The organism is Pseudomonas sp. Pseusp9 (assembly GCF_059491265.1).
This window is the reverse complement of the sequence record NZ_CP168500.1, coordinates 4,845,082-4,870,985: the sequence shown is the minus strand read 5'-3', so window position 1 is coordinate 4,870,985 and position 25,904 is coordinate 4,845,082. Positions and strand designations below refer to the sequence as shown.

General features: G+C 59.5%; 20 protein-coding genes. 15 read left to right on the top strand and 5 right to left on the bottom strand.

Features of this window, described 5'->3' with window-relative positions; translation table 11 throughout:
• Positions 1–490 precede the first annotated feature (490 nt).
• The 13 genes from ACEN8E_RS22100 (at position 491) to csrA (ending at position 11,825) form a co-directional block, all read left to right on the top strand.
• Positions 491–1,240 (top strand): electron transfer flavoprotein subunit beta/FixA family protein, encoded by a 750-nt coding sequence (locus ACEN8E_RS22100; protein ID WP_008017740.1) that lies wholly within the window; start codon positions 491–493, stop codon positions 1,238–1,240.
• Positions 1,241–2,170 carry an electron transfer flavoprotein subunit alpha/FixB family protein gene (locus ACEN8E_RS22095; RefSeq protein ID WP_338585344.1) on the top strand — a complete coding sequence of 310 codons (930 nt, stop codon included), beginning with the start codon at positions 1,241–1,243 and terminating at the stop codon, positions 2,168–2,170.
• Between the two features lie 200 nt (positions 2,171–2,370).
• Positions 2,371–3,207, top strand: a complete 837-nt coding sequence (locus tag ACEN8E_RS22090) for a substrate-binding periplasmic protein (RefSeq protein ID WP_495589860.1) — start codon at positions 2,371–2,373, stop codon at positions 3,205–3,207.
• A 9-nt stretch (positions 3,208–3,216) separates the two neighbouring features.
• Positions 3,217–3,573: a DUF4398 domain-containing protein gene (locus ACEN8E_RS22085; protein WP_495589859.1), complete on the top strand. Its 357-nt coding sequence runs from the start codon at positions 3,217–3,219 to the stop codon at positions 3,571–3,573.
• Positions 3,570–4,382, top strand: coding sequence for an OmpA family protein (locus ACEN8E_RS22080; RefSeq protein WP_495589858.1), 813 nt, complete (start codon positions 3,570–3,572; stop codon positions 4,380–4,382). The genes ACEN8E_RS22085 and ACEN8E_RS22080 overlap by 4 nt, the downstream gene beginning before the upstream one ends.
• 200 nt (positions 4,383–4,582) lie before the next feature.
• On the top strand, positions 4,583–6,022 hold the full coding sequence (locus tag ACEN8E_RS22075; RefSeq protein WP_007973699.1) for an aminotransferase-like domain-containing protein: 1,440 nt from the start codon (positions 4,583–4,585) through the stop codon (positions 6,020–6,022).
• 80 nt (positions 6,023–6,102) lie between these two features.
• The gene (locus ACEN8E_RS22070) at positions 6,103–6,582 is read left to right on the top strand and encodes a translation initiation factor 2 (RefSeq protein ID WP_495589857.1); all 480 of its coding nucleotides are present in this window, start codon (positions 6,103–6,105) and stop codon (positions 6,580–6,582) included.
• 165 nt (positions 6,583–6,747) lie between these two features.
• On the top strand, positions 6,748–7,002 hold the full coding sequence (locus ACEN8E_RS22065) for a YkgJ family cysteine cluster protein (RefSeq protein WP_495589856.1): 255 nt from the start codon (positions 6,748–6,750) through the stop codon (positions 7,000–7,002).
• 41 nt (positions 7,003–7,043) lie between these two features.
• Positions 7,044–7,649 (top strand): START domain-containing protein, encoded by a 606-nt coding sequence (locus tag ACEN8E_RS22060; protein WP_429366991.1) that lies wholly within the window; start codon positions 7,044–7,046, stop codon positions 7,647–7,649.
• A 337-nt stretch (positions 7,650–7,986) separates the two neighbouring features.
• Positions 7,987–10,080, top strand: coding sequence for an LTA synthase family protein (locus tag ACEN8E_RS22055; RefSeq protein WP_495589855.1), 2,094 nt, complete (start codon positions 7,987–7,989; stop codon positions 10,078–10,080).
• Positions 10,081–10,273: 193 nt separating this feature from the next.
• Positions 10,274–11,089, top strand: coding sequence for an SDR family oxidoreductase (locus tag ACEN8E_RS22050; RefSeq protein WP_495589854.1), 816 nt, complete (start codon positions 10,274–10,276; stop codon positions 11,087–11,089).
• Positions 11,090–11,153: 64 nt separating this feature from the next.
• Positions 11,154–11,486, top strand: coding sequence for a YnfA family protein (locus ACEN8E_RS22045; RefSeq protein ID WP_495589853.1), 333 nt, complete (start codon positions 11,154–11,156; stop codon positions 11,484–11,486).
• A gap of 153 nt (positions 11,487–11,639) precedes the next feature.
• Positions 11,640–11,825 carry a carbon storage regulator CsrA gene (gene csrA, locus ACEN8E_RS22040; protein ID WP_495589852.1) on the top strand — a complete coding sequence of 62 codons (186 nt, stop codon included), beginning with the start codon at positions 11,640–11,642 and terminating at the stop codon, positions 11,823–11,825.
• 5 nt (positions 11,826–11,830) lie between these two features.
• Here csrA and ACEN8E_RS22035 read toward each other — a convergent pair whose 3' ends face one another.
• The 4 genes from ACEN8E_RS22035 to ACEN8E_RS22020 all read right to left on the bottom strand — a co-directional run bounded on the left by ACEN8E_RS22035 (position 11,831) and on the right by ACEN8E_RS22020 (position 17,129).
• On the bottom strand, positions 11,831–12,058 hold the full coding sequence (locus ACEN8E_RS22035) for a YheU family protein (RefSeq protein WP_008017754.1): 228 nt from the start codon (positions 12,056–12,058) through the stop codon (positions 11,831–11,833).
• Positions 12,059–12,240: 182 nt separating this feature from the next.
• On the bottom strand, positions 12,241–13,431 hold the full coding sequence (locus ACEN8E_RS22030) for an osmoprotectant NAGGN system M42 family peptidase (protein WP_495589851.1): 1,191 nt from the start codon (positions 13,429–13,431) through the stop codon (positions 12,241–12,243).
• 173 nt (positions 13,432–13,604) lie between these two features.
• Positions 13,605–15,353, bottom strand: coding sequence for an N-acetylglutaminylglutamine synthetase (gene ngg, locus ACEN8E_RS22025; protein WP_495589850.1), 1,749 nt, complete (start codon positions 15,351–15,353; stop codon positions 13,605–13,607).
• A 3-nt stretch (positions 15,354–15,356) separates the two neighbouring features.
• Entirely contained in the window at positions 15,357–17,129 is a 1,773-nt protein-coding gene (locus ACEN8E_RS22020) for an N-acetylglutaminylglutamine amidotransferase (protein ID WP_495589849.1), read from the bottom strand.
• A gap of 297 nt (positions 17,130–17,426) precedes the next feature.
• Here ACEN8E_RS22020 and ACEN8E_RS22015 point away from each other — a divergent pair, with 297 nt between their 5' ends.
• Positions 17,427–22,235, top strand: coding sequence for an NEL-type E3 ubiquitin ligase domain-containing protein (locus ACEN8E_RS22015; protein ID WP_495589848.1), 4,809 nt, complete (start codon positions 17,427–17,429; stop codon positions 22,233–22,235).
• Positions 22,236–22,240: 5 nt separating this feature from the next.
• Here the strand turns inward: ACEN8E_RS22015 and mnmC are convergent, their stop codons facing one another.
• Positions 22,241–24,223: a bifunctional tRNA (5-methylaminomethyl-2-thiouridine)(34)-methyltransferase MnmC2/FAD-dependent 5-carboxymethylaminomethyl-2-thiouridine(34) oxidoreductase MnmC1 gene (gene mnmC / locus ACEN8E_RS22010; protein WP_495589847.1), complete on the bottom strand. Its 1,983-nt coding sequence runs from the start codon at positions 24,221–24,223 to the stop codon at positions 22,241–22,243.
• 145 nt (positions 24,224–24,368) lie between these two features.
• Between mnmC and pap the strand changes: the two genes are divergently transcribed.
• On the top strand, positions 24,369–25,898 hold the full coding sequence (gene pap / locus ACEN8E_RS22005; protein ID WP_495589846.1) for a polyphosphate:AMP phosphotransferase: 1,530 nt from the start codon (positions 24,369–24,371) through the stop codon (positions 25,896–25,898).
• The last annotated feature ends 6 nt before the right edge of the window (positions 25,899–25,904 follow it).

Sequence of the window (25,904 nt, the reverse complement as noted above, 5' to 3'; positions counted from 1 at the left end):
CATCCATGAATCCCGGCGCAGCGCCGGAAGCGGACAATCGATTGACCACCTTTCTCTTTGGGTGGCGCATTATATCTACACCACTCTCAGCGTCCAATACAAACGTTTGTTTGAATTGGCTCAAAGCCAGAGAAATCAAAGTCACGCGCCTTATGAACGGCTGTTTTGGCGTATTGACCGGAATAGGCGTTCCGGTCAAGATACGGTCGGTTTTGCGCTCGCCGTAGGCTGACTGTTGGTTTCAAGAGCACCTCTAAAGACAGGGCGATGGCAGTAGAGAGTGATGCGCCGCGCGGGTTTGCTGCGCAGTTTACACGCCGCGATGTTGAATGACTCGTCAGTCACCACTGACAAACGGTCATCCACAGCATGAGCGATGGTCACTTGACACCTTAGCCGGCGTTTTTGGAGGTGCCCTTGCGCCCGATGAGCATCAACCGCCAGGTTCGCCTAGGCGACTTTCTTTTCACCGGAGAGTAACGAGGAATCCATGAAGGTTCTTGTAGCTGTCAAACGCGTTGTGGATTACAACGTCAAGGTTCGCGTCAAGGCGGACAATTCCGGCGTCGATCTTGCCAACGTCAAGATGTCGATGAACCCGTTCTGCGAGATCGCCGTGGAAGAAGCCGTACGCCTGAAAGAGAAGGGTGTTGCGACTGAAATCGTCGTCGTCTCCGTCGGCCCGTCCACCGCTCAAGAGCAACTGCGCACCGCGCTGGCTCTGGGTGCCGACCGCGCCATCCTCGTCGAGTCCGCCGAAGACCTGACTTCCCTGGCCGTTGCCAAGCTGCTGAAGGCTGTTGTCGACAAGGAACAGCCTCAGCTGGTGATCCTTGGCAAACAAGCCATCGACAGCGACAACAACCAGACTGGCCAGATGCTTGCTGCATTGAGCGGCTACGGTCAGGGCACGTTCGCTTCGAAAGTCGAAATCAGTGGCGACAGCGTGGCTGTAACCCGTGAAATCGACGGCGGCGCGCAGACAGTTTCCCTGAAACTGCCGGCCATCGTCACCACCGACCTGCGTTTGAACGAGCCGCGCTACGCGTCTCTGCCAAACATCATGAAAGCCAAGAAGAAGCCTCTCGAGACGCTGACTCCGGACGCTTTGGGCGTTTCCACCGCCTCCACCAACAAGACCGTGAAAGTCGAAGCGCCTGCTGCACGCAGCGCGGGTATCAAGGTCAAGTCGGTGGCTGAACTGGTCGAGAAACTGAAAAACGAAGCGAAGGTAATCTAAATGACTATCTTGGTTATTGCTGAACACGACAACAAAGTGCTGGCCCCGGCCACGCTGAACACCGTGGCTGCTGCCGCCAAAATCGGTGGCGACATCCACGTGCTGGTTGCAGGCCAGGGCGCTGGTGCCGTGGCTGAAGCCGCAGCGAAAATCGCTGGCGTGAGCAAAGTCCTGAACGCTGACAATGCTGCTTACGCGCATCAGCTGCCGGAAAACGTTGCTCCTCTGGTTGCAGAGTTGGGCAAGGGCTACAGCCACATCCTGGCTGCCGCTACTTCCAACGGCAAAAACATCCTGCCGCGCGTTGCCGCTGCACTGGACGTTGACCAGATCTCCGAGATCATCTCGGTAGAAAGCGCTGACACCTTCAAGCGTCCGATCTATGCCGGTAACGCCATCGCTACCGTTCAATCGAACGCAGCGGTCAAAGTGATCACCGTGCGTGCCACCGGTTTCGACCCGGTTGCCGCCGAAGGTGGTTCGGCTGCCGTTGAAGCCGTTGGTGCTGCTCACGACGCTGGTATCTCCAGCTTCGTTGGCGAAGAGCTGGCCAAGTCCGATCGTCCGGAACTGACCGCTGCCAAGATCGTCGTTTCCGGCGGGCGCGGCATGCAGAACGGCGACAACTTCAAACACCTGTACGCCCTGGCCGACAAGCTGGGCGCTGCCGTGGGTGCTTCGCGCGCCGCGGTCGACGCAGGTTTTGTACCGAACGACATGCAGGTCGGTCAGACCGGCAAGATCGTTGCTCCACAGCTGTACATCGCCGTCGGTATCTCCGGCGCGATCCAGCACCTGGCCGGCATGAAAGATTCCAAAGTGATCGTTGCGATCAACAAGGATGAAGAAGCGCCGATCTTCCAGGTGGCCGACTACGGCCTGGTGGCAGACCTGTTCGAAGCCATCCCTGAGCTGGAGAAGCTGGTCTAATCCGGCTGCTTCACTTATAAAGAGCCCGGCCTTTTGGCCGGGCTTTTTTTTGCCTTTCGTTTACCTGTAGGAGCGAGCTTGCTCGCGATGGACGTTAACGATGACGCGTTGATCCTGGATAAACGCGGTGCCTTTGAATCCATCGCGAGCAGGCTCGCTCCTACAGGGGGCATCACCAGATTTGAGTGGAGTGTGAAGCCATGGATCTGCGCTACGTGTGGAGCTTGCTGGGATTGACGCTATTGCCGGCGCTGTCGTTCGCCGCCGGCAAATGCGAACGCCTTGTGGTAACCGGCAGCCCGGATGCGCCACCGTACCTGTGGCAAGACCCGCAGAATCCCGGACACCTGATCGGTGCCAGCGCCGATTTGCTGCAGCAAGTGGCGGGGGAGTTGGGGCTCAAGGTTGAACTGCTTTATGCCGGCAAGCGCGCCCAGGCCCTGGACGAAGTGCGCAGCGGGCGCATGGACATGCTGGCGGACGCCGCCTTGACGGTCAGCGAGCTGGAAACCCTGGATTACATCCATCCACCCTTGCTGGAAAACGACTATCTGGTCTGGACGCGCAAGGAGTCGACGCTGGTCTATAACGAAGCACAGGACCTGCACGGTCATCCCGGTGCCATTTCGGAAAAGGCCCGATTGACTGCGCCATTCAGCACCTTTTCCGGACAGCAATTGACCCTCACTCGCACGTCCAGCCTGACCCAGGCTTTTCAGAAGCTGCTGTTGGGTGAGGTCGAATTCGTACTGGCAGGACGTTACTCGGGCATGGCGACTGCACAGACACTGGGCATGGCCGGTGATCTGGTCGCTCGCTTGCAACCGGTCGACAAGCCTGGCCTGTACCTGGCGATTTCCCATGACTCGGCCTGCAACGATCCGTGGTTGCGCGGACAGTTGGCCAAAAAGATGACAGAATTGCCCGCGTCCGGACTGACGGAGACCGTGCTGATGCGCAATATCGAGCGTTGGAAGGCACAGCGCTCACAACCGCAGCAACCCTCGCAACAACCCGTCAGTACCCCAAAACAGTAGGGATATTTAGTGAGTATTCGACCTCTTTTCGCTGCCTTGGCCTTTGTGCTCCTGGCCGGTTGTGCAACCGATCCTGCGCCGAATGAACAGATTCGCCTGACCGAACAGGCACTTGAACAGGCCAAGGCCGTGGGCGCCACCGCCGACGATGTGCCGGAAATGAAACTGGCCGAAGACAAGTTCAACCGCGCCAAGGGCAACATGACCGACCAATCCTTCAAAAACGCACGCATGCGGGCCGAACAGGCCGAACTCGATGCGCGCCTGGCTGAAGCCAAAGTGTTGACGGCCAAGAGCGAGGAACAGTTGAACATGCTTAACGCCCGCATCGCCCGCCTGCGCAAGCAACTGGGAGATGCCGAATGAGCCTCAAGAGCAAAGCCATCGGCGGTTTGATCCTGGCAGGCTGCGCCGTGTTGTCCGGTTGCGCCAGCCAGCACAGCGAGAGCGCGTTGCAGCAGGCAGGAGCCGACTTTCAGAAGGTCAAGGAAGACTCCAATGTGCTGCGAGTCGCCCCCAAGGACGTGATTCGCGCCGGCGAGTCCCTGGCCCGCGCCGATCGTCTGTCCAGCTATTGGGGCAGCGGTTCGGATGTGGTGCATTACGCCTACCTGAGCCAGCGCTACAGCGCCATTGCCCGGGAGCACACCAATAAGGCGCTTAACGACGAGCAAGCGGCGAAACTCGAACTGGAACGGCAGCGCCTGCAACTGGCGTTGCGTGAATCCAAACTGTTCAGTGTGCAGCAGCAAGGCAAATGGCTTGAAGAGCAGATCCTGGCATTGACGACCACCCAGACCGACCGCGGTCTGGTGATGACATTGGGCGACATGCTGTTTGACACAGGTGAGGCGGAATTGAAACCTTCGGCCAACCGTGTGGTGTTGAAGATCGTGCAGTTCCTGCAACTCAACCCCAAGCGAGTGGTGCGGATCGAAGGTTATACGGACAGTACCGGGGGCAAACAGGAAAACCTCAAGCTGTCCCGCGACCGCGCACAATCGGTGGCTGACGTGCTGATGGACCTGGGCATCGACGACAAGCGCATCCAGGTCGAGGGTTATGGCGACGAATATCCGGTGGACGCGAATGCGTCGGAACGGGGACGAGCGCAGAACCGTCGGGTGGAAATTGTGTTTTCCGACGAAAAGGGCCAGCTCGGCGCTGCCCGCTAGGGGTTGCGTCGCTGGAAAACCCGGCCTGCCATGCAGCGCCGGGTTTTTTTTGCCTGCCGATCAGCGCACAAAACAGTACAGATTTTGCTGACACTGCACTGTATGGTCGACTATTGTGGCAACTGTCCCCGTACACTTCTAAACTGTTCCGGTATTGTTTCACACAAGAATAAAATGCCCGTGAAATCGAGTGCTGCGTCATGACCAATCTTTTGCTCTATCAACGTATTGCTCAACAACTGGCCGAAGACATCCGCCGTGGGGTCTATCAGCCGGGAGAGCGCGTGCCTTCGGTGCGCAAGATGAGCTCGCAGCTCAATGTCAGCCATGCGACGGTGTTGCAGGCGTATGCCAATCTCGAAGATCAGGGGCTGATCCGCGCCCGGCCGCAGTCGGGTTACTACGTGCACCAGACGCCGGCACTCACCGCACCGACGCCGGACATCGCCCGGGTCGAGCGCCCCGGCCTGGTCACCCGCAGCAGCATCATTCAACAAGTCCTGGTCGAATCCCGTCGTGAGGGCGTGTTCCCGCTGGGTGCAGCGGTGCCGAGCGTCGACTATCTGCCGGTGCGGGCACTGCATCAGCAATTGGCCAAAGTCACCCGTTTCCATAGCCCGCGGGCCTTCAGTTACATGTTCAGCCCCGGTTTCGAGCCGTTGCGCCGACAAGTGGCGATCCGCATGCGCGATGCGGGCGTGGTGGTCGATCCGTCGGAGGTGGTGATCACCCACGGCTGTGTCGATGCGCTGCAGATGTCTTTACGCGTGCTGACTCGTCCGGGCGATCTGATTGCGGCCGAGTCGCCGACCTATTACGGGTTGCTGCAACTGGCCGACCTGTTGGGCCTCAAGGTCATCGAGATCCCCAGTGATCCAGCCACGGGCATGAGTCTGGAAGCCCTGCAACTGGCAGCCAACCAATGGTCGATCAAGGCGTTGGTGCTGACCACCCGACTGAGTAATCCATTGGGTGGCACCATGCCTGAAGAGCGGCAGAAGCAACTGCTGCGCCTGGCGTCGGACTTTGATATCCAGATTGTCGAAGACGATATCTACGGTGAACTGATGTTCGAGCAGGGGCGCACCAAGTCCCTCAAGGCCTACGATCGGCTGGACCGGGTGATCTATTGCTCAAGCTTCTCTAAAACCCTGTCGCCGGGCGTGCGGATCGGCTGGATGATTGCCGGCAAGTATCAGCAGGAAATCCAGCGCTTGCAGACGTTCAGTACGCATTCTGCGTGCAGCGTGACTCAGATGGGTATCGCCGCTTACCTGGAAAATGGCGGGTACGACCGGCATTTGCGCTTCATCCGCCAGGAATACCGCAAGAACCTCAGTGCCTTCCAGCTGGCGGTACAGCAGTATTTCCCGGAAGGCACGCAGATGACCCGGCCTACCGGTGGCTTCATTCTGTGGGTGAGTCTGCCGGGGCGGGTCAACACCCAGGAGTTGCATGTGCGGGCCTTGCAGCAGGGCATCAGTATTGCGCCGGGGCTGATCTTCAGTAATACCGAGCAATTCAATCACTGCATTCGTCTCAATTGCGGCACGCCATGGAACCGAGAAGCCGAGCGCGCGTTGATGACCTTGGGCATGTTGGCCACCCAACTCTGCCAGGAGATGGCAGGCGGTTTGTAACAGACTGCTACTGCGCTTGTCTTGTGGGCTGCAACAGGCCAGCATATGCACCTCTGCCGTTTGCACCCACTGTGGGATACATGAAACCGATTTTTCCTGCCGCCTGGCTATTGCTCTGTCTGTTTGCGAGTATTCAGCCGGCATCCGTCGTTGCCGCCACCGAGCAGGAACAGGCTACCGGCAGTTTTCACGTTGCACCGATAAAAGCCGAACCTGCAAAAAAAGCCTCGGCGGCCAAAAAACCGGCGACGCCCGCGAAAAAGCATCCGCCCGTTACCTCCAAATCGAAACCGGTCAGCGAAGAGGTAAAGACTGAGCTTCCATCCGCCAATCTGGACCTGAGCTTGCCCAAGGATATGGTTCAGGAACTGAAGCCGGTCGGAACGGTACCCTTGACCAGGCGTGAACCGCTGTTGCCCCAGATGTTCGGAGACAAAAGCGGTAGCAGCCCGTTCCAGCTCAACGGACGCCTGCTCAGCAATGAAATGCAGCTGCAACTGCGCAATGAAGAGCGCCGCGAGGTCGAAGGCGCAGCACTGGATTTCGAGTTCAAACAGTAAGTCGTCAAGATCCGCGAGCCGCAGGGCAGACGCTTTGTCGGAGACTGCCCGGTCATGCCCGTTTGCGTTGAAAAACCCGCTCGCAGGTAATTTAAAACAACTGTTTAAGCGGGTACTCTGTGCCCCGTCCTTTAACACATTGCTCGTCGCGAGGAGCTTGTCGTCATGAAATGCCGTGAGGGCTGTGGCGCGTGTTGCATTGCCCCTTCCATCAGTTCACCGATTCCCGGTATGCCCAATGGCAAAGCCGCGGGGCAGCGTTGCCTGCAGCTTTCCGCGGACAACCTGTGCAACATTTTCGGCCAGCCGGATCGGCCGGCGGTGTGTTCCGCCTTCGAGGCTGACCCCGAGGTGTGCGGAAGCAACAGCGAAGAAGCCATTCGACTGATCGGCTGGTGGGAGCAAATGACGGCGGCGTGATGTGTTCTACGAACGGAACTTCAACAATAAGGAACAAGACTATGGGTTCGTTGCATCGTATTGCTGTGCTGTGTGGTTTAACGGTTGTGCTGGCTACCTCGGCGGCCCAGGCCGAAGACTGGAAAGTCGCGAAGAACGAAGACGGCATCAAGGTCTCCCTGAGTGAAGTGGCCGGGTCCGACTACAAGGCCTACCAGGGCGTCACGCTGATGAAGACCACCGTGGCCAAGCTGCGTGCGTTGCAGGACGACGTGTCCGGAGCCTGTGCCTGGATTCACGAGTGCAAAACCCAGAAGCTGCTCAAGCACGAAGGTGACCAGAGCTGGACCTACACTCAGTTCAACACCCCGTGGCCGGTTACTCCGCGTGATTCGGTGCTGCACGTCACCACCACCGAAGGCGCCGACGGCAGCCTGACCCGCAAGCTCGAAGGCGTACCGAAATACCTTCCTGAAGAAAAAGGCTTTGTCCGGGTCGCCAAGGTCGACGGTTTCTGGAAGTTCGTACCCAAGGGCGACCAGATCGAAGTGACCTATCAGGTGCACACCGAACCGGGCGGTAGCGTGCCGTCGATGGTGGCCAACAAGTTCGTGGTGGATGCCCCGTTCAATACTTTGAAAGCCCTCAAGGCGCGCGCCGAGAAGTAACGCTGTCGTTCCTTAAAGGTGACTTCGTAGCGCCCCGACTGGTTCGGGGCGTTTGCATTTTTGGCGGGAGGCGGGCGCTTTAATTTGTTTCCGAATATGCGTTGCACGAAATTTTCACCAAGTCTCCAAGACAATTCGCCGGCTCTCCCGCGACACGCTGCGTAGTCCTGCATACAGGATGAAAGAGTCGGGATGAGGGTAGTAATCAATGGCAATGCAGCCATTGATCGTGCAACATTTGCGCACCGCGCAAACCCCGGGCCTCGTACAGGCCGAAAAGAGGGCAAGGCGCAGCTGTATTTTCGAAACTTAAACTTCCAATGGGTCCTAAAACGACATGGCAATCCCGGACGCCCTGAATCAGCAGCGAGCCTCTAGTCGCCTGCTGCAACCGACCGTCAAATCGCATCTGGCCTACACGCTGTTGTGTGCCTTGGTCATGATGGTCATGTTCAGCCTGCTGCGCGTCGCGCTGCTGGTTTACAACCGCTCGATGATCCTCGACACACCGGCCTCGACCTTCCTCGAGGCATTCGCCAACGGTCTGCGTTTCGACCTGCGTCTGGTGGTCTATCTGAGCATTCCGTTGCTGCTGGCACTGTTCAGCGCCCGGGCCATGGCCGCACGTGGGCTGTTCCGTTTCTGGCTGACGATCGTCTCCAGCATCGCGCTGTTCCTGGGCCTGATGGAAATGGACTTCTACCGTGAATTCCACCAGCGCCTCAACGGCCTGGTCTTCCAGTACGTCAAGGAAGATCCGAAGACCGTGATGAGCATGCTCTGGTACGGTTTTCCGGTGGTTCGCTACCTGCTGGCATGGGCCGTGGGCACCTGGATCCTGAGCCTGGCATTCAAGGGCGCCGACCGTGCAACCCGTCCTCGCGGCCCGTTCAGTGGCGGCAGCATCGGCACGCGTCAGGTGGCCCCATGGTATGCGCGCATCGCGGTATTCGTGGTGTGCCTGCTGATCTGCGTGGTTGCCGCACGTGGCACCCTGCGCCAAGGCCCGCCATTGCGTTGGGGTGATGTCTACACTACCAATTCGATTTTCGCCAACCAATTGGGCCTCAACGGTACCCTGCAATTGGTGGCGGCTGCCAAGAGCCGGATGTCCGAGGAGCGCGACAACATCTGGAAGGCCACCTTGCCGCAGGAGCAGGCCCAGCAAATCGTGCGTGACATGTTGGTGCTGCCGGACGAAAAACTGGTCGAGGCCGACATTGCCGCCGTACGTCGTGACTACACGCCGCCGGCCGACAAGACGCTGCCGATCAAGAACGTCGTGGTGATCCTGATGGAAAGCATGGCCGGTCACTCGGTCGGTGCGTTGGGTGGCCCGGACAACATCACGCCGTACCTCGACAAACTGTCGAAGGAAGGCCTGCTGTTCGACCGCTTCTTCTCCAACGGCACCCATACCCACCAGGGTATGTTCGCCACCATGGGTTGCTTCCCGAACCTGCCGGGTTTCGAATACCTGATGCAGACCCCGGAAGGCAGCCACAAGCTGTCTGGCCTGCCGCAATTGCTCAGTGCCCGTCACTATGACGACGTGTACGTCTACAACGGCGATTTCGCCTGGGACAACCAGTCGGGGTTCTTCAGCAACCAGGGCATGACCAACTTCATCGGCCGTAACGACTTCGTTAACCCGGTGTTCTCCGACCCGACCTGGGGTGTGTCCGACCAGGATATGTTCGATCGCAGCCTGCAAGAGCTCAAGGCGCGGGAAAACGGCAAGCCGTTCTATGCCTTGCTGCAAACCCTGTCCAACCACACGCCATACGCATTGCCGACGCCACTGCCGGTCGAGCGCGTGACCAATCGCGGCACCCTGAACGAGCACTTGACCGCCATGCGTTATGCGGACTGGGCGCTGGGCCAGTTCTTTGAAAAGGCTCGCAAGGAGCCGTACTTCAAGGAAACCCTGTTCATCGTTGTCGGTGACCACGGTTTTGGCAACGAACAGCAGATCACCGAAATGGACCTGGGCCGCTTCAACATCCCGATGCTGATGATCGCACCGGGCATCCAGGAGAAGTTCGGTCAGCGTGACCACACCGTGGGCACCCAGATCGACATCGTGCCGACCATCATGGGCCGCCTGGGCGGCGAAACCCGCCAGCAATGCTGGGGCCGCGACCTGCTCAACCTGCCTGAGGGCGACAAGGGTTTTGGTGTGATCAAGCCTTCGGGTAACGAGCAGACCACGGCCATCCTCAGCGACGACCAGATCCTGGTGTTGCCGAAGGAAAAGGACATGGCGCCAAAGTTGTACCAGTACGAAATGGGCGCTACGGCGCACGCCGAGATCATTGACGATGCACCGCGTACCGCCGAGTTGAAACTCAAGCTCGAAGCGTTCCTGCAAACCGCGACCAAGAGCCTGCTGGACAACACCGCCGGTGTCGTTCACGGCACACCGCAGTAAGTTGTGACGCAATGGAAAAGAGGCCCTTCAAGGGCCTCTTTTTTTTGCGGGTCTATATCTTTCTCTGTTGCATCAGTTACTTCAAAGGCTCCCGCGGTTTGCTCGGGCCATTCAGCAATCTGATGGAGCGTGGGTCGGGCAATTACCTTCGCTACACTCGATGCATCTTCCGAGAACAACAAGGCTGTTTGCTATGCAAAATCGCATGATGATCACTGGTGCAGGCTCTGGCCTGGGTCGCGAAATCGCGCTGCGCTGGGCGCGTGAAGGCTGGCAACTGGCCTTGTCGGACGTCAGCGAGCCCGGCTTGCAGGAAACCCTCAAGCTGGTCCGCGAGGCGGGTGGCGATGGTTTTATCCAGCGCTGCGATGTACGCGACTACAGCCAGTTGACGGCGTTCGCCCAGGCCTGCGAGGTCAAGCTCGGCGGCATCGATGTCATCGTCAACAATGCGGGTGTAGCGTCTGGCGGCTTCTTCAGTGAGTTGTCCCTGGAGGACTGGGACTGGCAGATCGCGATCAACCTGATGGGCGTGGTCAAGGGTTGCAAGGCTTTCCTGCCGTTGCTGGAAAAAAGCAAAGGCAGGATCATCAACATTGCGTCCATGGCCGCGCTGATGCAGGGCCCGGCGATGAGTAACTACAACGTGGCCAAGGCGGGCGTGGTGGCGTTGTCCGAAAGCCTGCTGATCGAGCTGGCGCATCAGGAAGTCGGCGTGCATGTGGTGTGTCCGTCGTTCTTCCAGACCAATCTGCTGGACTCGTTTCGCGGCCCGACACCGGCCATGAAGGCTCAGGTCGGCAAGTTGCTGGAGAGCTCGCCGATCAGCGCCGCCGACATCGCCGACTACATCTATCGGCAGGTCGCCGCCGGCGAGTTCATGATCCTGCCCCACGAACAGGGCCGCATGGCCTGGGCGATCAAGCAGAAGAACCCGCAACTGCTCTACAACGAAATGACCGCCATGGCCGACAAAATGCGCGCCAAGGCCAGGCAATCCGCAAGCTGATCTTGCTCGCAGGCAACGCTGTGGTTAGGGTGGCCGCCATCGGCCATCCTAGCGGGACACTCGCATGCTCAATTACCTGTGGTTTTTCCTCGCCGCGCTGTTCGAAATTGCCGGTTGCTTTGCTTTCTGGATGTGGCTGCGCCAGGGTAAAAGCATGTGGTGGGTGGTGCCAGCGCTCCTCAGCCTGACCCTGTTCGCTCTGCTGCTGACCCGTATTGAAGCCACCTACGCCGGCCGCGCCTACGCCGCTTACGGCGGCATCTACATCATTGCGTCCATCGGCTGGTTGGCCGTGGTCGAGCGGGTTCGTCCGCTGGGTTCGGACTGGCTTGGCGTGGCGTTGTGTGTGATCGGCGCGAGCATCATCCTGTTCGGGCCGCGATTCTCCGCGTCCTGACAGATCGGTCCTACAATCAAGCGGCCTGTCAGACTTTTCTGTAAGCGTTGTGCGTCATGGCTGTCAGTCCGGTCTGGTTTGCTGTCGGAGCATTGTAGGCGTACCGCAGGCTGGGCATCTTCAGGGGCCAGTAACCCCTGAAGGACACACCTCATGCTCGTACTCACTCGCGTTGTGGGCGAAACCATTTCCATCGGTGAAAACATTTCCGTGCATGTTCTCGCGATCAACGGAAACAATATTCGCTTCGGCGTCGAAGCGCCTCGGAACGTCAATGTGCACCGCTGCGAAATCTACGAACGGATCCAGAAAAAACTGGCGAAAACCAAGGAGCGCTAAAGGCCTCAGTCAAACAGGTGCTTGGGCACGTCGTGCTTGAGCATCAGCTGGCATTGCTCGCTTTCCGGATCGAAGACAATCAGTGCCTGCCCCTTGGTCAAGGCCTGGCGCACGCGCAGTACGCGGGTTTCCAGTGGCGTGTCGTCACCATTGTCCGTGCCGTCGCGGGTCACGAAATCCTCGATCAGGCGGGTGAGGGTGTCGACTTGAAGTTGGTCGTAGGGGATCAGCATAGGTACCTCGGTTCAATCAATGGCGCGATGCTACGGCGATTGGGCGATTGCGGCTAGCCTGAGGGAAAAGTGTGGTCAGTCAGGCCCCTTCGCGAGCAGGCTCGCTCCCACATTTCAGTGCATTCCCCTGTGGGAGCGAGCCAGCTCGCGAAAGCGGCAGAACAGACAATATAAATTGCAGGTCAACTCTCCGACCGCTGCCCCACCAGACTGTCCACCGACGGCACCCGCGTATCGCTTTCCATCTGGGTATCGTGTTCGAGTTGATGGCTGAAGCGGTCCAGTGACCCCTTGGCCGGTTGCGCATCGCTGGCAAACACTGGCGGGCTGAGGATGTACGCGCCGAGCAGGCGACTCAGGGCGGCGAGGCTGTCGATATGGGTGCGTTCGTAACCATGGGTGGCGTCGCAGCCGAAGGCGAGCAGGGCTGTGCGAATGTCGTGGCCGGCGGTAACTGCCGAATGTGCATCGCTGAAGTAGTAGCGGAACAGGTCGCGGCGTGCCGGCAACTCGTTGTCGCTGGCCAGGCGCAGGAGGTGGCGCGACAGGTGATAGTCATAGGGCCCGCCGGAATCCTGCATCGCGATGCTCACTGCGTGCTCGCTGGAGTGTTGGCCGGTTGCGACCGGTGCGATGTCGATGCCGACGAATTCACTGACGTCCCAGGGCAATGCCGCCGCGGCGCCACTGCCGGTTTCCTCGGTGATGGTGAACAGCGGATGGCAGTCGATCATCAGGTCCTGGCCACTGTCGACGATGGCTTTGAGCGCCGCCAGCAGCGCAGCCACGCCGGCCTTGTCGTCGAGGTGGCGGGCGCTGATGTGGCCGCTTTCGGTGAACTCCGGCAGCGGGTCGAAGGCGACGAAATCGCCAACGCTGATGCCCAGGGATTCGCAGTCGGCACGGGTGGCGCAGTAGGCGTCCAGACGCAATTCGATGTGATCCCAACTGATCGGCAGCTCATCCACGGCGGTATTGAACGCGTGCCCGGACGCCATCAGCGGCAAGACGCTGCCGCGGATCACGCCGTTGTCGGTAAACAGGCTGACCCGACTGCCTTCGGCAAAGCGACTGGACCAGCAGCCGACTGGCGCGAGGGTCAGGCGGCCGTTGTCCTTCACCGCACGCACCGCCGCGCCGATGGTGTCAAGGTGGGCGGAAACGGCGCGGTCGGGGCTGTTCTTCTTGCCCTTGAGCGTGGCGCGAATGGTGCCGCGACGGGTCATTTCGAAGGGAATGCCCAGTTCTTCAAGGCGTTCGGCGACATAGCGCACGATGGTGTCGGTGAACCCGGTGGGGCTGGGAATGGCGAGCATTTCCAGCAGGACTTTTTGCAGGTAACCGAGGTCCGGTTCGGGGATTTTGCTGGTCATGGAAACTCCTGATGGGGTGAGGCCTTCGATGGTTTCGATGAGAAGGTTTTTGGCTGCCTGTCAGGCCGCCTTCGCGAGCAGGCTCGCTCCCACATTGGATTGCATTCTCCTGTGGGAGCGACGGTGCGACGATTCGACCTGCTCGCGAAGGGGCCAGTCCTGACAACACAGAACTAAGAGACCACCGGCTGACTGTGCGGAAACAACAAATCCACAAACCGCTCGGCTGTTGGTTGCGGTTCATGGTTAGCCAGCCCGGCGCGCTCGTTGGCTTCGATGAACACGTAGTCGGGCTGATCGGCAGCGGGCACCATCAAATCCAGGCCGACCACGGGGATATCCAGCGCCCGCGCCGCGCGGATGGCGGCATCTGCCAGCGTCGGGTGCACAATTGCGGTGACGTCCTCGAGTGTCCCGCCGGTATGCAGATTCGCCGTACGTCGTACGAACAGATGCTTGCCGGCCGGCAGAATGCTGTCGTAGTCATGACCGGCTGCATTCAAGGTGCGCCGGGTCTCGTGATCCAGCGGGATCTTGCTTTCTCCGCCCGTGGCTGCTTGTCGCCGCCGACTCTGGGCTTCGATCAGCGTGCCGATGGAGTGCTGACCATCACCCACCACTTCGGCGGGGTGGCGAATCGCAGCGGCGACCACTTCAAAACCAATCACCAGAATCCGCAGATCAAGGCCTTCGTGGAAGCTTTCCAGCAGTACGCGGCTATCGAATCGGCGGGCGGCTTCGATGGCTTGCTGGACGTCTTCGATGGTCTGCAAATCCACCGCCACGCCTTGGCCCTGTTCACCGTCCAGCGGTTTGACCACCACCCTGAGATGCTGATCGAGGAACGCCAGGTTGTCATCGGCGGTACCGGCCAGTTGCTGCGCCGGCAGGTTCAACCCGGCAGCCTTGAGCACTTTGTGGGTCAGGCTTTTGTCCTGGCACAGGCTCATGCTGATGGCGCTGGTCAGGTCGCTCAGGGATTCACGGCAGCGTACCCGGCGCCCGCCATGACTGAGGGTGAACATGCCGGTGTCGGCGTCATCGACTTGCACATCAATGCCACGACGGTGTGCTTCCTCGACAATGATCCGCGCGTACGGGTTGAACGCGGCCTCCGGACCGGGACCGAGAAACAGCGGTTGATTGATGCCGTTCTTGCGCTTGATGGCGAAGGTCGTCAGGTTGCGAAAGCCGAGCTTGGCGTAAAGGCTTTTCGCCTGGCGGTTGTCGTGCAGTACGGACAGGTCGAGGCAAGCGAGCCCGCGACTCATGAAGTGCTCGATCAGATGCCGCACCAGCACTTCACCGACACCCGGCCGCGCACAATGCGGGTCGACCGCCAGGCACCACAGGCTGCTGCCGTTTTCCGGGTCATTGAAAGCCTTGTGGTGGTTGAGGCCCATGACGCTGCCGATGACCGCGCCGCTGTCCTCGTCTTCGGCCAGCCAGTACACCGGGCCGCCGAGGTGACGCGCAGTGAGCAGGGTAGGGTCGATCGGCAGCATGCCGCGTGCCTGATACAGCTGATTGATCGCCTGCCAGTCGGCCTCGCTTTGCGCGCGTCGGATGCGGAACCCGCGAAACACCCGGGTCGCTTGACGGTAATCGCTGAACCACAGGCGCAAGGTATCGGACGGGTCGAGAAACAGCTGTGTCGGCTCCAGCCCCAACACTTGCTGGGGCGCGGCGACGTACAGCGCAATGTCCCGCTCGCCGGGCTGCTCGTTGAGCAACTCTGCGGCGAGGCTCGCGGCATCGGCAAAGGTGTGGCCGATCAGCAGGCGGCCCCAGCCGCAATGCACGGCAATCGGCGCCCCGCCGAGTTCACTGCCATCTTCGGCCAGACGTGCCTGCAAACGTTCGTAGGAAGGTGACTGGCCGCGCAACAGACGTTGGCTGAAAGCCGTGGCATGAGGTTTCATCGGTCAGATTCCTTGTTCGCTGAGCCACAGGTTGAGGGCCGCCAGCTGCCACAGCTTCGAGCCGCGCAACGGCGTCAATTGCCCCTGTGGATCCGTCAGCAGACGGTCGAGCATCGCCGGGTTGAACAGGCCGCGATCCTGGCTGGGATCGAGCAGCAACTCGCGCACCCAGTCCAGCGTATCGCCCTGCAAGTGCTTGAGGCCCGGCACCGGGAAGTAACCTTTCTTGCGGTCGATCACTTCGCCGGGAATCACCTGTCGCGCAGCCTCTTTCAAGACCTGCTTGCCGCCGTCCGGCAGTTTGAAGCGCCCCGGAATCCGTGCCGACAGCTCCACCAGGCGGTAGTCGAGAAACGGCGTGCGTGCTTCCAGACCCCAGGCCATGGTCATGTTGTCGACGCGTTTGACCGGGTCGTCCACCAGCATCACCGTGCTGTCCAGGCGCAAGGCCTTGTCCACCGCCGTATCAGCACCGGGCTGGGCGAAATGGGCTTTGACGAAGTCACCGGCGGCGTCATTCGCGGTCAGCCATTTCGGTTGCACGGTGGCGGCGTAGTCCTCGTAGCTGCGGTCGAAAAACGCTTCGCGGTACGCGGCATACGGATCACTCGCCCCGTCCACTTGCGGATACCAGTGGTAGCCGGCGAATAGTTCATCCGCGCCCTGGCCGCTCTGGACCACCTTGCAATGCTTGGCCACTTCCCGTGACAACAGGTAGAAGGCAATGCAGTCGTGGCTGACCATCGGTTCGCTCATGGCCCGGAACGCGGCGGGCAGCTGTTCGATGATCTGTTTTTCATCGATGCGCAATTGGTGGTGCCGGGTGCCGTAGTGTTTGGCGATCAGGTCCGAATAGTGGAACTCGTCACCGCGCTCGCCACCGGCATCCTGGAAGCCGATGGAGAAGGTCGACAGATTGTCCACGCCGACTTCCCGTAACAAACCCACCAGCAGGCTTGAATCGACGCCACCGGACAACAGCACGCCGACATCCACTGCCGCACGCTGACGAATCGCTACCGCTTCGCGGGTGCTGTCGAGCAAGCGGTCACGCCAGTCCTCGAGGGTCAGGTTCATCTCATCGACATGAGGGCCGTAGGGCAGGGTCCACCAGGTTTTCTGCTCGGTGCGTCCATCGGCTTCGATGCGCATCCAGGTGGCCGGCGGCAGTTTTTCAACGCCTGCCAGCAAGGTGCGTGGTGCCGGGACCACGGAATGGAAATTCAGATAATGATTGAGCGCGACCGGATCGAGAACCGGATTGATGTCGCCGCCCTTGAGCAATGCCGGCAGCGCAGAAGCAAAGCGCAGGCGCTGGCCGGTACGCGACATGTACAACGGTTTCACGCCGAGTCGGTCGCGGGCGATGAACAGGCATTGGGCATCGCGCTCCCAGACAGCAAAGGCAAACATGCCATTGAGTTTCGGCAGCAAGGCTTCGCCCCAGGCGTGATAACCCTTGAGCAACACTTCGGTGTCGCCACCGGAATAGAAGGCGTAACCCAGGCTTTCAAGCTCGGCACGCAGTTCAGGGAAGTTGTAGATCGCGCCGTTGAAGGCCAGGGATAAACCCAATTGCGGATCGATCATCGGCTGCGCCGAGCCGTCTGACAGGTCCATGATTTTCAGGCGCCGATGGCCCAGGGCAAGCGGCCCCTGGCTGTGAAAGCCCCAGGCGTCGGGGCCGCGAGGGGCCAGGTGATGGGTGATTCGTTCAACGGCTGCAAGGTCTGCAGGTTGATGATCAAAACGTAATTCGCCAGCTAGTCCGCACATAAATTCCTTACCGGTTTTTCCGTTGGGGAGGGTCAATCGATACCACGCCGAAATGGTGGGGTACTCAGAGACTGACCCACCTGGGTAAGGGGAGTTTTAGACCGATGCGTTATAAGTCGAAATCAATGGTCGAGCGGCGAGTCGGGCAGAAGTGCGTTTCACCGTGGTGGTATTTATTGATGGGATACATGGGAGTACCTGCTTGGATGCGTTGCGGACTGACCCGGTATTCGAATTATTCATGGCTGGCTGAGCTTCATAAACTGGGCATCTCTCAATGCAATAAGGATATTGCTCATGCTACCCACGACATCCGGCACCGCCTCCACGGTTGTGCCAATGACACCCGCACAACGTCTCGAAGCCTTGTTGGAACACGCAGGCGATCTGGACAAGGCGAAAGTACTGCAAGCGACCGTTCCGGACTGGTTGGTCAATGCCGATCTGCAAGTGGTGCAGGCTTTGAGAACCGCGTTCGAGCAGTCTTTTCTTGTTCAGGGCAAGGTGAGAACCGTGCTCGAAACGCTCAAGCCGCTGGACGTTTTCTGCAGAGAGCAACTGACTGCCTTCCTCAAGGCTAGATGGACGATCGATTTTGACGTCGAGCGGGACACGCTGGACATCAAAAGCACCCTGTACACGTCAACTGGAGTGTTTCCTCTGGGCTATGTGGCCCGAGAGGATGTCATTTCATGCAGCCTGCTTCAGGGGGCCATGGAAAATTTCACTCCCGAGCAAGCGCAGAGCGGCGGATTTGAAGACGGCTCCGTTATACGAATCGATAAGCGGGTTCAATCGGGACCTGAGATCACCGCTGAAAAATTCGCGGGGTTCTGTCGTGAACTCGACCTGGGTGCCCGCTATCAACGCCATATCAGTGAGGCCTTGGCGCTGCCGGCCAGACCCGCAAACAATGTCTCGGTCGACGATCGAGCCTCAACCGCCGACATCCGGCAATTGAAGAGGCTGGACATGCAAGTCGCCCTTCACATGGCCTACCTGAAAAAGGACATCAGTCCCGCCGTTTATACGATGCTGCAGAGTGTGCTCGAACAGGATGTCCCGGCGGCTCAAACCAGGGATGCAGTGTTTGATGGCGGGCCTGTACTTTGGCAAGGCCTGATGATTCATGACGCCTGCATATGTGGGGTGTTGGTATTTACCAAGGCATCGATCGATGCCGCGCCGAACGCAAGATGTGTGGTTTACATGCCGAACGAGCCGCGACGGCCGCTGTATGAATACGCTTCGCTGAATGAGTTCAAGGTTTACCTCACCCTCAAATTGCAAACTGCAAGCTACCGAAAATTCTTCGCCGAGCAGTACTTGCCCGGCCACGATAAAGCCGGTTTTTTTGCCCGTTTTGACCCAGGGAGGACCTTGGGAACACTTGCTGCGACTCCTGCCAACACATGTCTTGCCGATTTCTTTTTCAGCAGTTTTGTCAGCAAGACTCAGGAGGATGCACGAATTCTGGCGGTCCCGACCGAGGACGTCGATGAGCAACTACGGGAAAAAACCCTTCAGGTATTGCTCGATGGCGGTCTCCAGTTGTTGAACGCAGCCTCTTTTTTTGTACCCGTGATCGGCCAGTTGATGCTCGCGGCGGCCGTAGTCGACCTCGTCAGCGAGGTGTATGAAGGTGTGCGTGACTGGGCACACGGCGAACGGGCCGAGGCGTTGTCCCATTTGCTGAACGTAGTGGAAAACATCGCGCAAATGGCGGCATTCGCGGTAGGCGGCAAAGTTGTCTCTACAGCTTTCAGCAGAGGCGTAAAAGAACAGGCGGCATTCTTCGACGGATTCGAGGCTGTCACTCGCGCTGATGGCAAAGCAAGATTATGGAAGCCCGACCTCGAACCCTATAAACAGTCCACGGCACTGCCAGCTCGTCTGCAACCTGATTCGCAAGGGCTCTACCAGCATGCCGGAAAGACTTCGATCATTCTGGACGGGACGCCCCATGCGGTCACCCGTACCGCTGCGGGATCGCCATGGACCATCAGTCATCCTGCCCGACCTGATGCCTTCCAGCCTGCTGTCGAGCGAAACGTGGAGGGTGGCTGGCGGCATGTTTATGAGCACGCCGGCGAGTGGCGCGACGGTGCTTATGCGTTAGGACGCACGGATCAGCGTCTAAACGACCTTGGCGGTGATCTGCAAACGATTGCCGACATTACCGACATGACACCCGGGAAGTTACACCACTTGCATGAAAGCAACCTCAAGTTGCCACAGCGGTTGAAGGACTGTGTCGAGCACTTCAGGATCGACCGACGCATCAGCGGGCTGATTGCGGCTATGGAGCGTGGAGAGACTACGAATACGGATTTCATCCAAGAACAACTGCATACACTGCCGGGACTGTCCGGCTGGCCAGTGGAGCGTTTTATTACAGTGGTCGATGCGGAAGATGTAGTCGTCGCGCGTTTCCCCGAAACGGCGATAGGTGACGAGATCGACTGTGTGCATATTACGCAGAGGCAACTTGAAGCAGGACAACTGCTCGATACCGTCATCAGTGGCCTCAAGCCGAATGAAGTCGAGGGCATCATCGGTCACAGGACAACCGAATCGAAACCACATCTATTGGCACAGAAGATCGCAACAAGCCTCAAGAACAATCGTCAGCCGCTGCATGAGTGGCTCCATAAAACCTATGACGGCACTGCCACCGGTGACATGGCGACGTTGCGCGAGCACGCCCCCGACCTTCCCGTGCGCGTGGGGCAGGAACTGCTGGATAACGCTTCCGGCAGAGACCGCAGTTTTCTGCGCGACCGCAAGATCCTCGGAATGGATCTCGCCCGGCAAGTCAACGAGGCGCAGGCCACGATCAGGCAGGACCGCGCCCTCATGGGGTTGCATCTGCCACAACTGGCCAATGCCGATACCGACAAGCTGGCACTCGGGCTCCTGGATCGGCTGCAAGGCTGGGATGACGGCTATCGGCTTGAGGTACGAGAAGGGACAGTGACCGGCACCCTGCTGGACAGCGTGGGCGAAGCTAATGCACAGACATGCGGGGTCATCGTCAGGACGTCAAGCGGTTATCAGGTCACCCACAGCAATGGCAATGTGTCTTCAACGCTTGCCAGTACAACGCGGCTTCAGTCGATACTTGATGCATTACCTGCCAGCCAACGCACCCGGATGGGCTTCACTGGCAACGATACATTGGATCTCACGACGCTACGATCAAGACTGTCCAAGGCCGCCAGTGTCGATCCAGTGCATACCCGGCGGGTGCTACAGGGCGAGCGCATTGACGCGCCGAAACACCTTGCCGCCTGCGTCCAGGCCGATCCCCCGACCGCGAGTTCTTATGCGAGGGGTTTGATCCGCAAGGTCAAAAAGCTCTACCCGCTGTTTACGGATGCCCAGGCTGCGTCGTTTCTCGATAAAGCCGGCAGTACCCAGTGGGAGCGGGCGGTACGCATCGATGAATTGAGGCAGCAGTTGAAGAAATTGCGCGAGGTGCTGCACAACTGGCGCCACGATGAAGTACAAATGAGTGCGCAACCGGGGCAACTCAGCGATATCCGTGTCAATCGTCGTCAGGTCGCCGAGGCCATCGAGAACAGTTGGCGCCAGGTGACTCGGCACAATCAGCCCGCTTCAACGCTCACGCTGGAGCGCAATCCAGTGGGTCCGTTGCCTGTCCTGACCGAGCAGGATGTCGCCCATGTACGCAGCCTTTCCATCAAGGACATGCAGGCCGGGGACGAGTTGGCGTATTTCCTCAGGCCGTTCAAAGAGCTGGTCAGTCTGGAGCTGGACCGCAATCAACTCACACGGCTGCCCGAGGTGTTGTCGCACATGCCCAGGCTTGAACACTTGAGGCTGGACGGTAATCGGATACAGTTGACCGAACACACGCTGCGCAAGCTGGCCGACATGCGCAATCTGCGCACACTGGGGCTCAGCGGCAATCGGCTGGGGGCGACGGTCGATGTCAGCAAAATGCTGGATCTGCAATCCCTGACTTTGCGCGATACCCACGCCACGGAACTGCCCGTCGGGCTTTCCCGTTTGCCGTATCTGGATTTTGTAGACCTGCGTGGCAACGAGATTCGCGAGCTGCCGTCCTGGTTGTTCAATGTCCCGAGACGATTCGCCGAAACGATCAATCTGCGGCATAACCCCTTATCCGTCGCCAGCAGTACGCAACTTGAAGACTATCGTGCCAGAACAGGAGTCGGCATGGGTTTCCTGACCAATGATACTGCGGTTATCAATGATCAAAGGGCTCGGGACTTGTGGATGCCTGAACCGGCCGAGGCCACGTATGCCAGTCGCAACCGCACCTGGATCGCGTTGAAAAACGAACCCGGATCGAAAGGCTTTTTTGAATTGCTGGCAGAGGTTGGAAGCACGGGGGATAACCGTTTTGTGCGTGAAGACATGACACGCCGGGTCTGGGATGTCATCAAGGCGACTCAGACCGACCCGATGTTGCGCGATCAGTTGCTGTCGTTGGCAGTGAAAGCCAACTGTGCAGATTCTGCTGCGACGATCTTCAGTAATCTTGAGGTGGCCGTGGATATCGACACGGTGGTGCGAGAATCCGTCAACGCCCATGATCAGGCCGCGCGGCTATTGAGCCTGGGGCGACGACTGCTCCGTCTGGATCGCCTGGCCAGAATCGCTCGGGAACAGGCGCAGGCCAATCCTGCGCTGGATCCGGTAGAGGTGGAGCTGGCCTATCGCACCGGCCTGGCTGACCGACTCGAACTGGTCGGCCAGCCCCGGCATATGCGTTATGCGTCACTTTCCGGCGTGGCCTCAAAGGACCTGGATATTGCCTACAACAGAGTGGTTACTGCAGAGAACTCCCCAGAATTTACGACTTTCATTAATAGCTGCACGTTTTGGGAGGGTTTTCTACGACAGCATCACGGCCAGCAGTTCACCGACCTGGCTGCGCCTTTTCACGAGCGGATGCAAATGACCTTTGAAAACCAGGCGTCGCTTGGAGCGGGTTATCGCAACGAAGTCGACCGCATAGCAGAGGATTTGAACACGGCTGAGACTGATTTGTTGACCCGTCTGACCGAGGCGGCCATGCAGGCGGATGAGTCAAAAACCTGCTTTGCACTGGATTGAACGCCTCAGGCCTTGCCACGTATCAATCGACGCAAGGCGAAGCGGTTCGGATGACAGGCTTCGGCCACGGCTCTGGGCAATGGCAATGGTTCGTCATCCAGCCAAGCTGCGATCAATTCGCCTGACAACGGCGCGGTGATCAGGCCGCGTGAACCGTGGCCGCTGTTGACATACAAGCCATCCAGCCAAGGGCAAGGGATGTCCGGTGTCTGCCGGGCATCCTTGCTCAAGATGCTATAGGCATCGATAAAAGCGCGACTGTCGGCCATGGGGCCGACAATCGGCAAGTAGTCCGGGCTGGTGCAACGAAACGCCACGCGACCTGCAAGCGCCTCGGGTTGCAAGGTGTCCGCGCCGAGGCGGCCGACCAGGTCCAGCGAGATTTCTTCAAGCATTTGCAGGTTGCCGGCATGCTCGGTCGCTGTCGGTGTCAGGTCATCATTGTTGAAATCAAAACTGGCGCCCAGCGTATGTTCCCCCAATCGTGCCGGTGCGACATAGCCTTCGGCGCAGACTACGGTGCTCAGGCTTCGGCTCCCAGGTGTCTGTGGCAGGCGAGTAATCTGCCCTCGAATGCGTTTGAGCGGCATCTCGCTGCTGTACGGGAAGCGCTTGATTTCAGCGGCACCGGCCAACACCACGACGGGTGCATCGGCCAGTAACCTGTCGCCATCCCACGCTTGCCATCGACCGTTCACTTGACGCAGCTCCAATACGTCGTGATGCATCAGCAGCTCAATGTTCGATTGCGCAGCCTGCCATTGGCACAGTGCGGGAGGATGCACCCAGCCGCCCTCGGGGTAAAACAGGCCGCCCGCTGGCAGCGAGATACCCGCGCAAGCTTCGGCGTGCGTTTGATCGAGTGTGTACAGCAAGTCTTTGGGAAACGCCGCCGCCAACTGCGCTTGACGTTCGGCCTCCTTGTCGTTGAACGCCAGTTGCAGGACCCCGCAATCGTCCCAGTCCGTGCCGCGTTGCAAATGTTCGAGCAATCGTCGGGTGTAACCGAAACCGCTGACAATCATTTGCGACAGCGTCGTGCCGTGGGCTGATAGCTTGAGGTAAAGCACGCCCTGGGGATTGCCCGAGGCCTCCTGTGCCAGCGCGTCGTGACGTTCCAGCAGCTTGACCTGCCAACCCCGTGCAGCCAGGCTGGCTGCCGTTGCGCACCCGGCCAGACCGGCGCCGACCACCAGTGCCTGACGTTCGCCGCTCAGCGGCGTCGGACGCGCAAACCACGGCTTGGCCATGGCCGGTATCGGCACGCCTTCAGGCCAGCCAGTAAACGTGCCCCGCAGGATTTCCCATTTGTGGCCGATACCCGGTGTGCGTTTCATCTTGAAACCTGCAGCATTGAGCAGGCGCCGTACCCAGCCGGTGCTGGTGAACGTGCTGATGGTCGCGTCGGGAGCCGACAGCCGTGCCAGCTCGGCGAACAGCTCGGCGGTCCACATGTCGGGGTTTTTCGCCGGCGCGAAACCGTCGAGGAACCAGGCGTCGATGCGGGCATCGAGTTGGGGCAGTTGTTCCAGTGCATCGCCGATCAGCAGGGTCAGGGTGACGCGGCCGTTGTCCAGCGTCAGGCGCTGGAAACCCTGGTGGATCGCCACATACTGCGCCAGCAATTGATCGGCAAACACCTTGAGTTCCGGCCACAGCGCCAGGGCACGTTGCAGGTCGGGCGGGCTCAATGGGTATTTTTCGACGCTGACAAAATGCAGTCGAGCCCCGGCGGCTGCGTGTTGCTCGAACACCTGCCAGGCACACAGGAAATTCAGCCCGGTGCCGAACCCCGTTTCACCGATGACCAGCCGCCCACCCTCAGGCAAGGCCGCAAAGCGTTCGGCCAGGCGGTTCTGCTCGATAAAGACATAGCGGGTTTCGTCCAGCCCCGACTGGTCGGAGAAATACACATCGTCGAACACTCGCGAATACGGGCGACCTTGGTCGTCCCAGTCGAGCTGGGCGTGGGGCAATACAGGTTTCATGGCAGGCTCGGCAATAGCAAGGTCGCCATTCTAGCCGATCGACGGCGAGCCCAAGCTCTTTGTGGCGAGGGGACCTTCAGGAAAATCTCTGCTGGTCTTCAGCTCCATCCGCTAGTCTTGCTCACATCTGGAAGGGAGTCGCCCCATGTTTGAATCTGCCGAAATCGATCACGCCATCGACAAAGACACCTTTGACGCCGAAGTCCCGGCCCTGCGCGAAGCGTTGCTCGAAGCACAATTCGAATTGCAGCAGCAACGCCGGTTTCCGGTGATCATTTTGATCAACGGCATCGAAGGCGCTGGCAAGGGCGAGACAATCAAGGTTCTCAACGAGTGGATGGACCCGCGCCTGATCGAGGTTCGCACGTTTGATCAACAAACCGACGAGGAATTGGCGCGCCCCCCGGCCTGGCGCTATTGGCGGATGCTGCCGGCCAAGGGGCGCATGGGGATTTTCTTTGGCAACTGGTACAGCCAGATGCTGCAGGGACGGGTCCATGGCGAGTTCAAGGATCCGCGACTCGACCAGGCGATCAATGCCGCCGAGCGCCTGGAAAAGATGCTGTGCGATGAAGGAGCACTGATCTTCAAGTTCTGGTTTCACCTCTCCAAGAAGCAAATGAAGGCACGCCTCAAGGCCTTGACGGATGACCCGCTGCACAGTTGGCGCATCAGCCCGCTGGACTGGCAGCAGTCGCAAACCTACGACAAGTTCGTGAAGTACGGCGAGCGCGTCCTGCGCCGCACCAGCCGCGACTATGCACCGTGGCATGTGATCGCCGGGGCGGATGCACATTATCGCAGCCTGGCGGTGGGGCGGATTCTGCTGGAGGGGCTGCGCGGCGCATTACAGCGGCCGACGATCCATCCGGAAAAGGTCAGTGCCGCACCCGTGTTCCCCAGTGTCGATCAAGTGAACCTGCTAGACAGCCTGGACCTGACCCAGCAGCTGGACAAAGAAGATTACGAAGAGCAACTGATCACCGAGCAGGCGCGGTTTTCCGGGTTGATGCGTGACAAGCGCATGCGCCGCCATGCGCTGCTGGCGGTGTTCGAGGGCAACGACGCGGCCGGCAAGGGTGGGGCGATCCGCCGGGTAGCGGCAGCGCTTGATCCGCGCCAGTACAGCATCGTGCCGATTGCCGCGCCCACTGAAGAGGAACGGGCGCAACCGTATTTGTGGCGTTTCTGGCGGCACCTTCCGGCCCGGGGCAAGTTCACCGTGTTCGACCGCTCCTGGTATGGCCGGGTGTTGGTGGAGCGCATCGAAGGTTTTTGCAGTCCGGCAGACTGGTTGCGCGCCTACAGCGAGATCAACGATTTCGAGGAACAGGTAACCGACGCCGGCGTGATCGTGGTCAAGTTCTGGCTGGCCATCGACAAACAGACGCAACTGGAGCGCTTCCAGGAGCGCGAGGAAATCCCCTTCAAGCGCTTCAAGATCACCGAGGACGACTGGCGCAACCGTGAAAAATGGGACGATTATCGTGCGGCGGTCGGCGACATGGTCGACCGCACCAGCACAGAGATTTCGCCATGGACCCTGGTGGAGGCCAACGACAAGCGCTGGGCGCGGGTCAAGGTCTTGCGCACCATCAACCGGGCGCTGGAGGAGGCCTTCGAAAAGTCCGACCGGCATGAACGCAAGAAGCACAAGGACAAGGACAAGGATTGAGGCGAT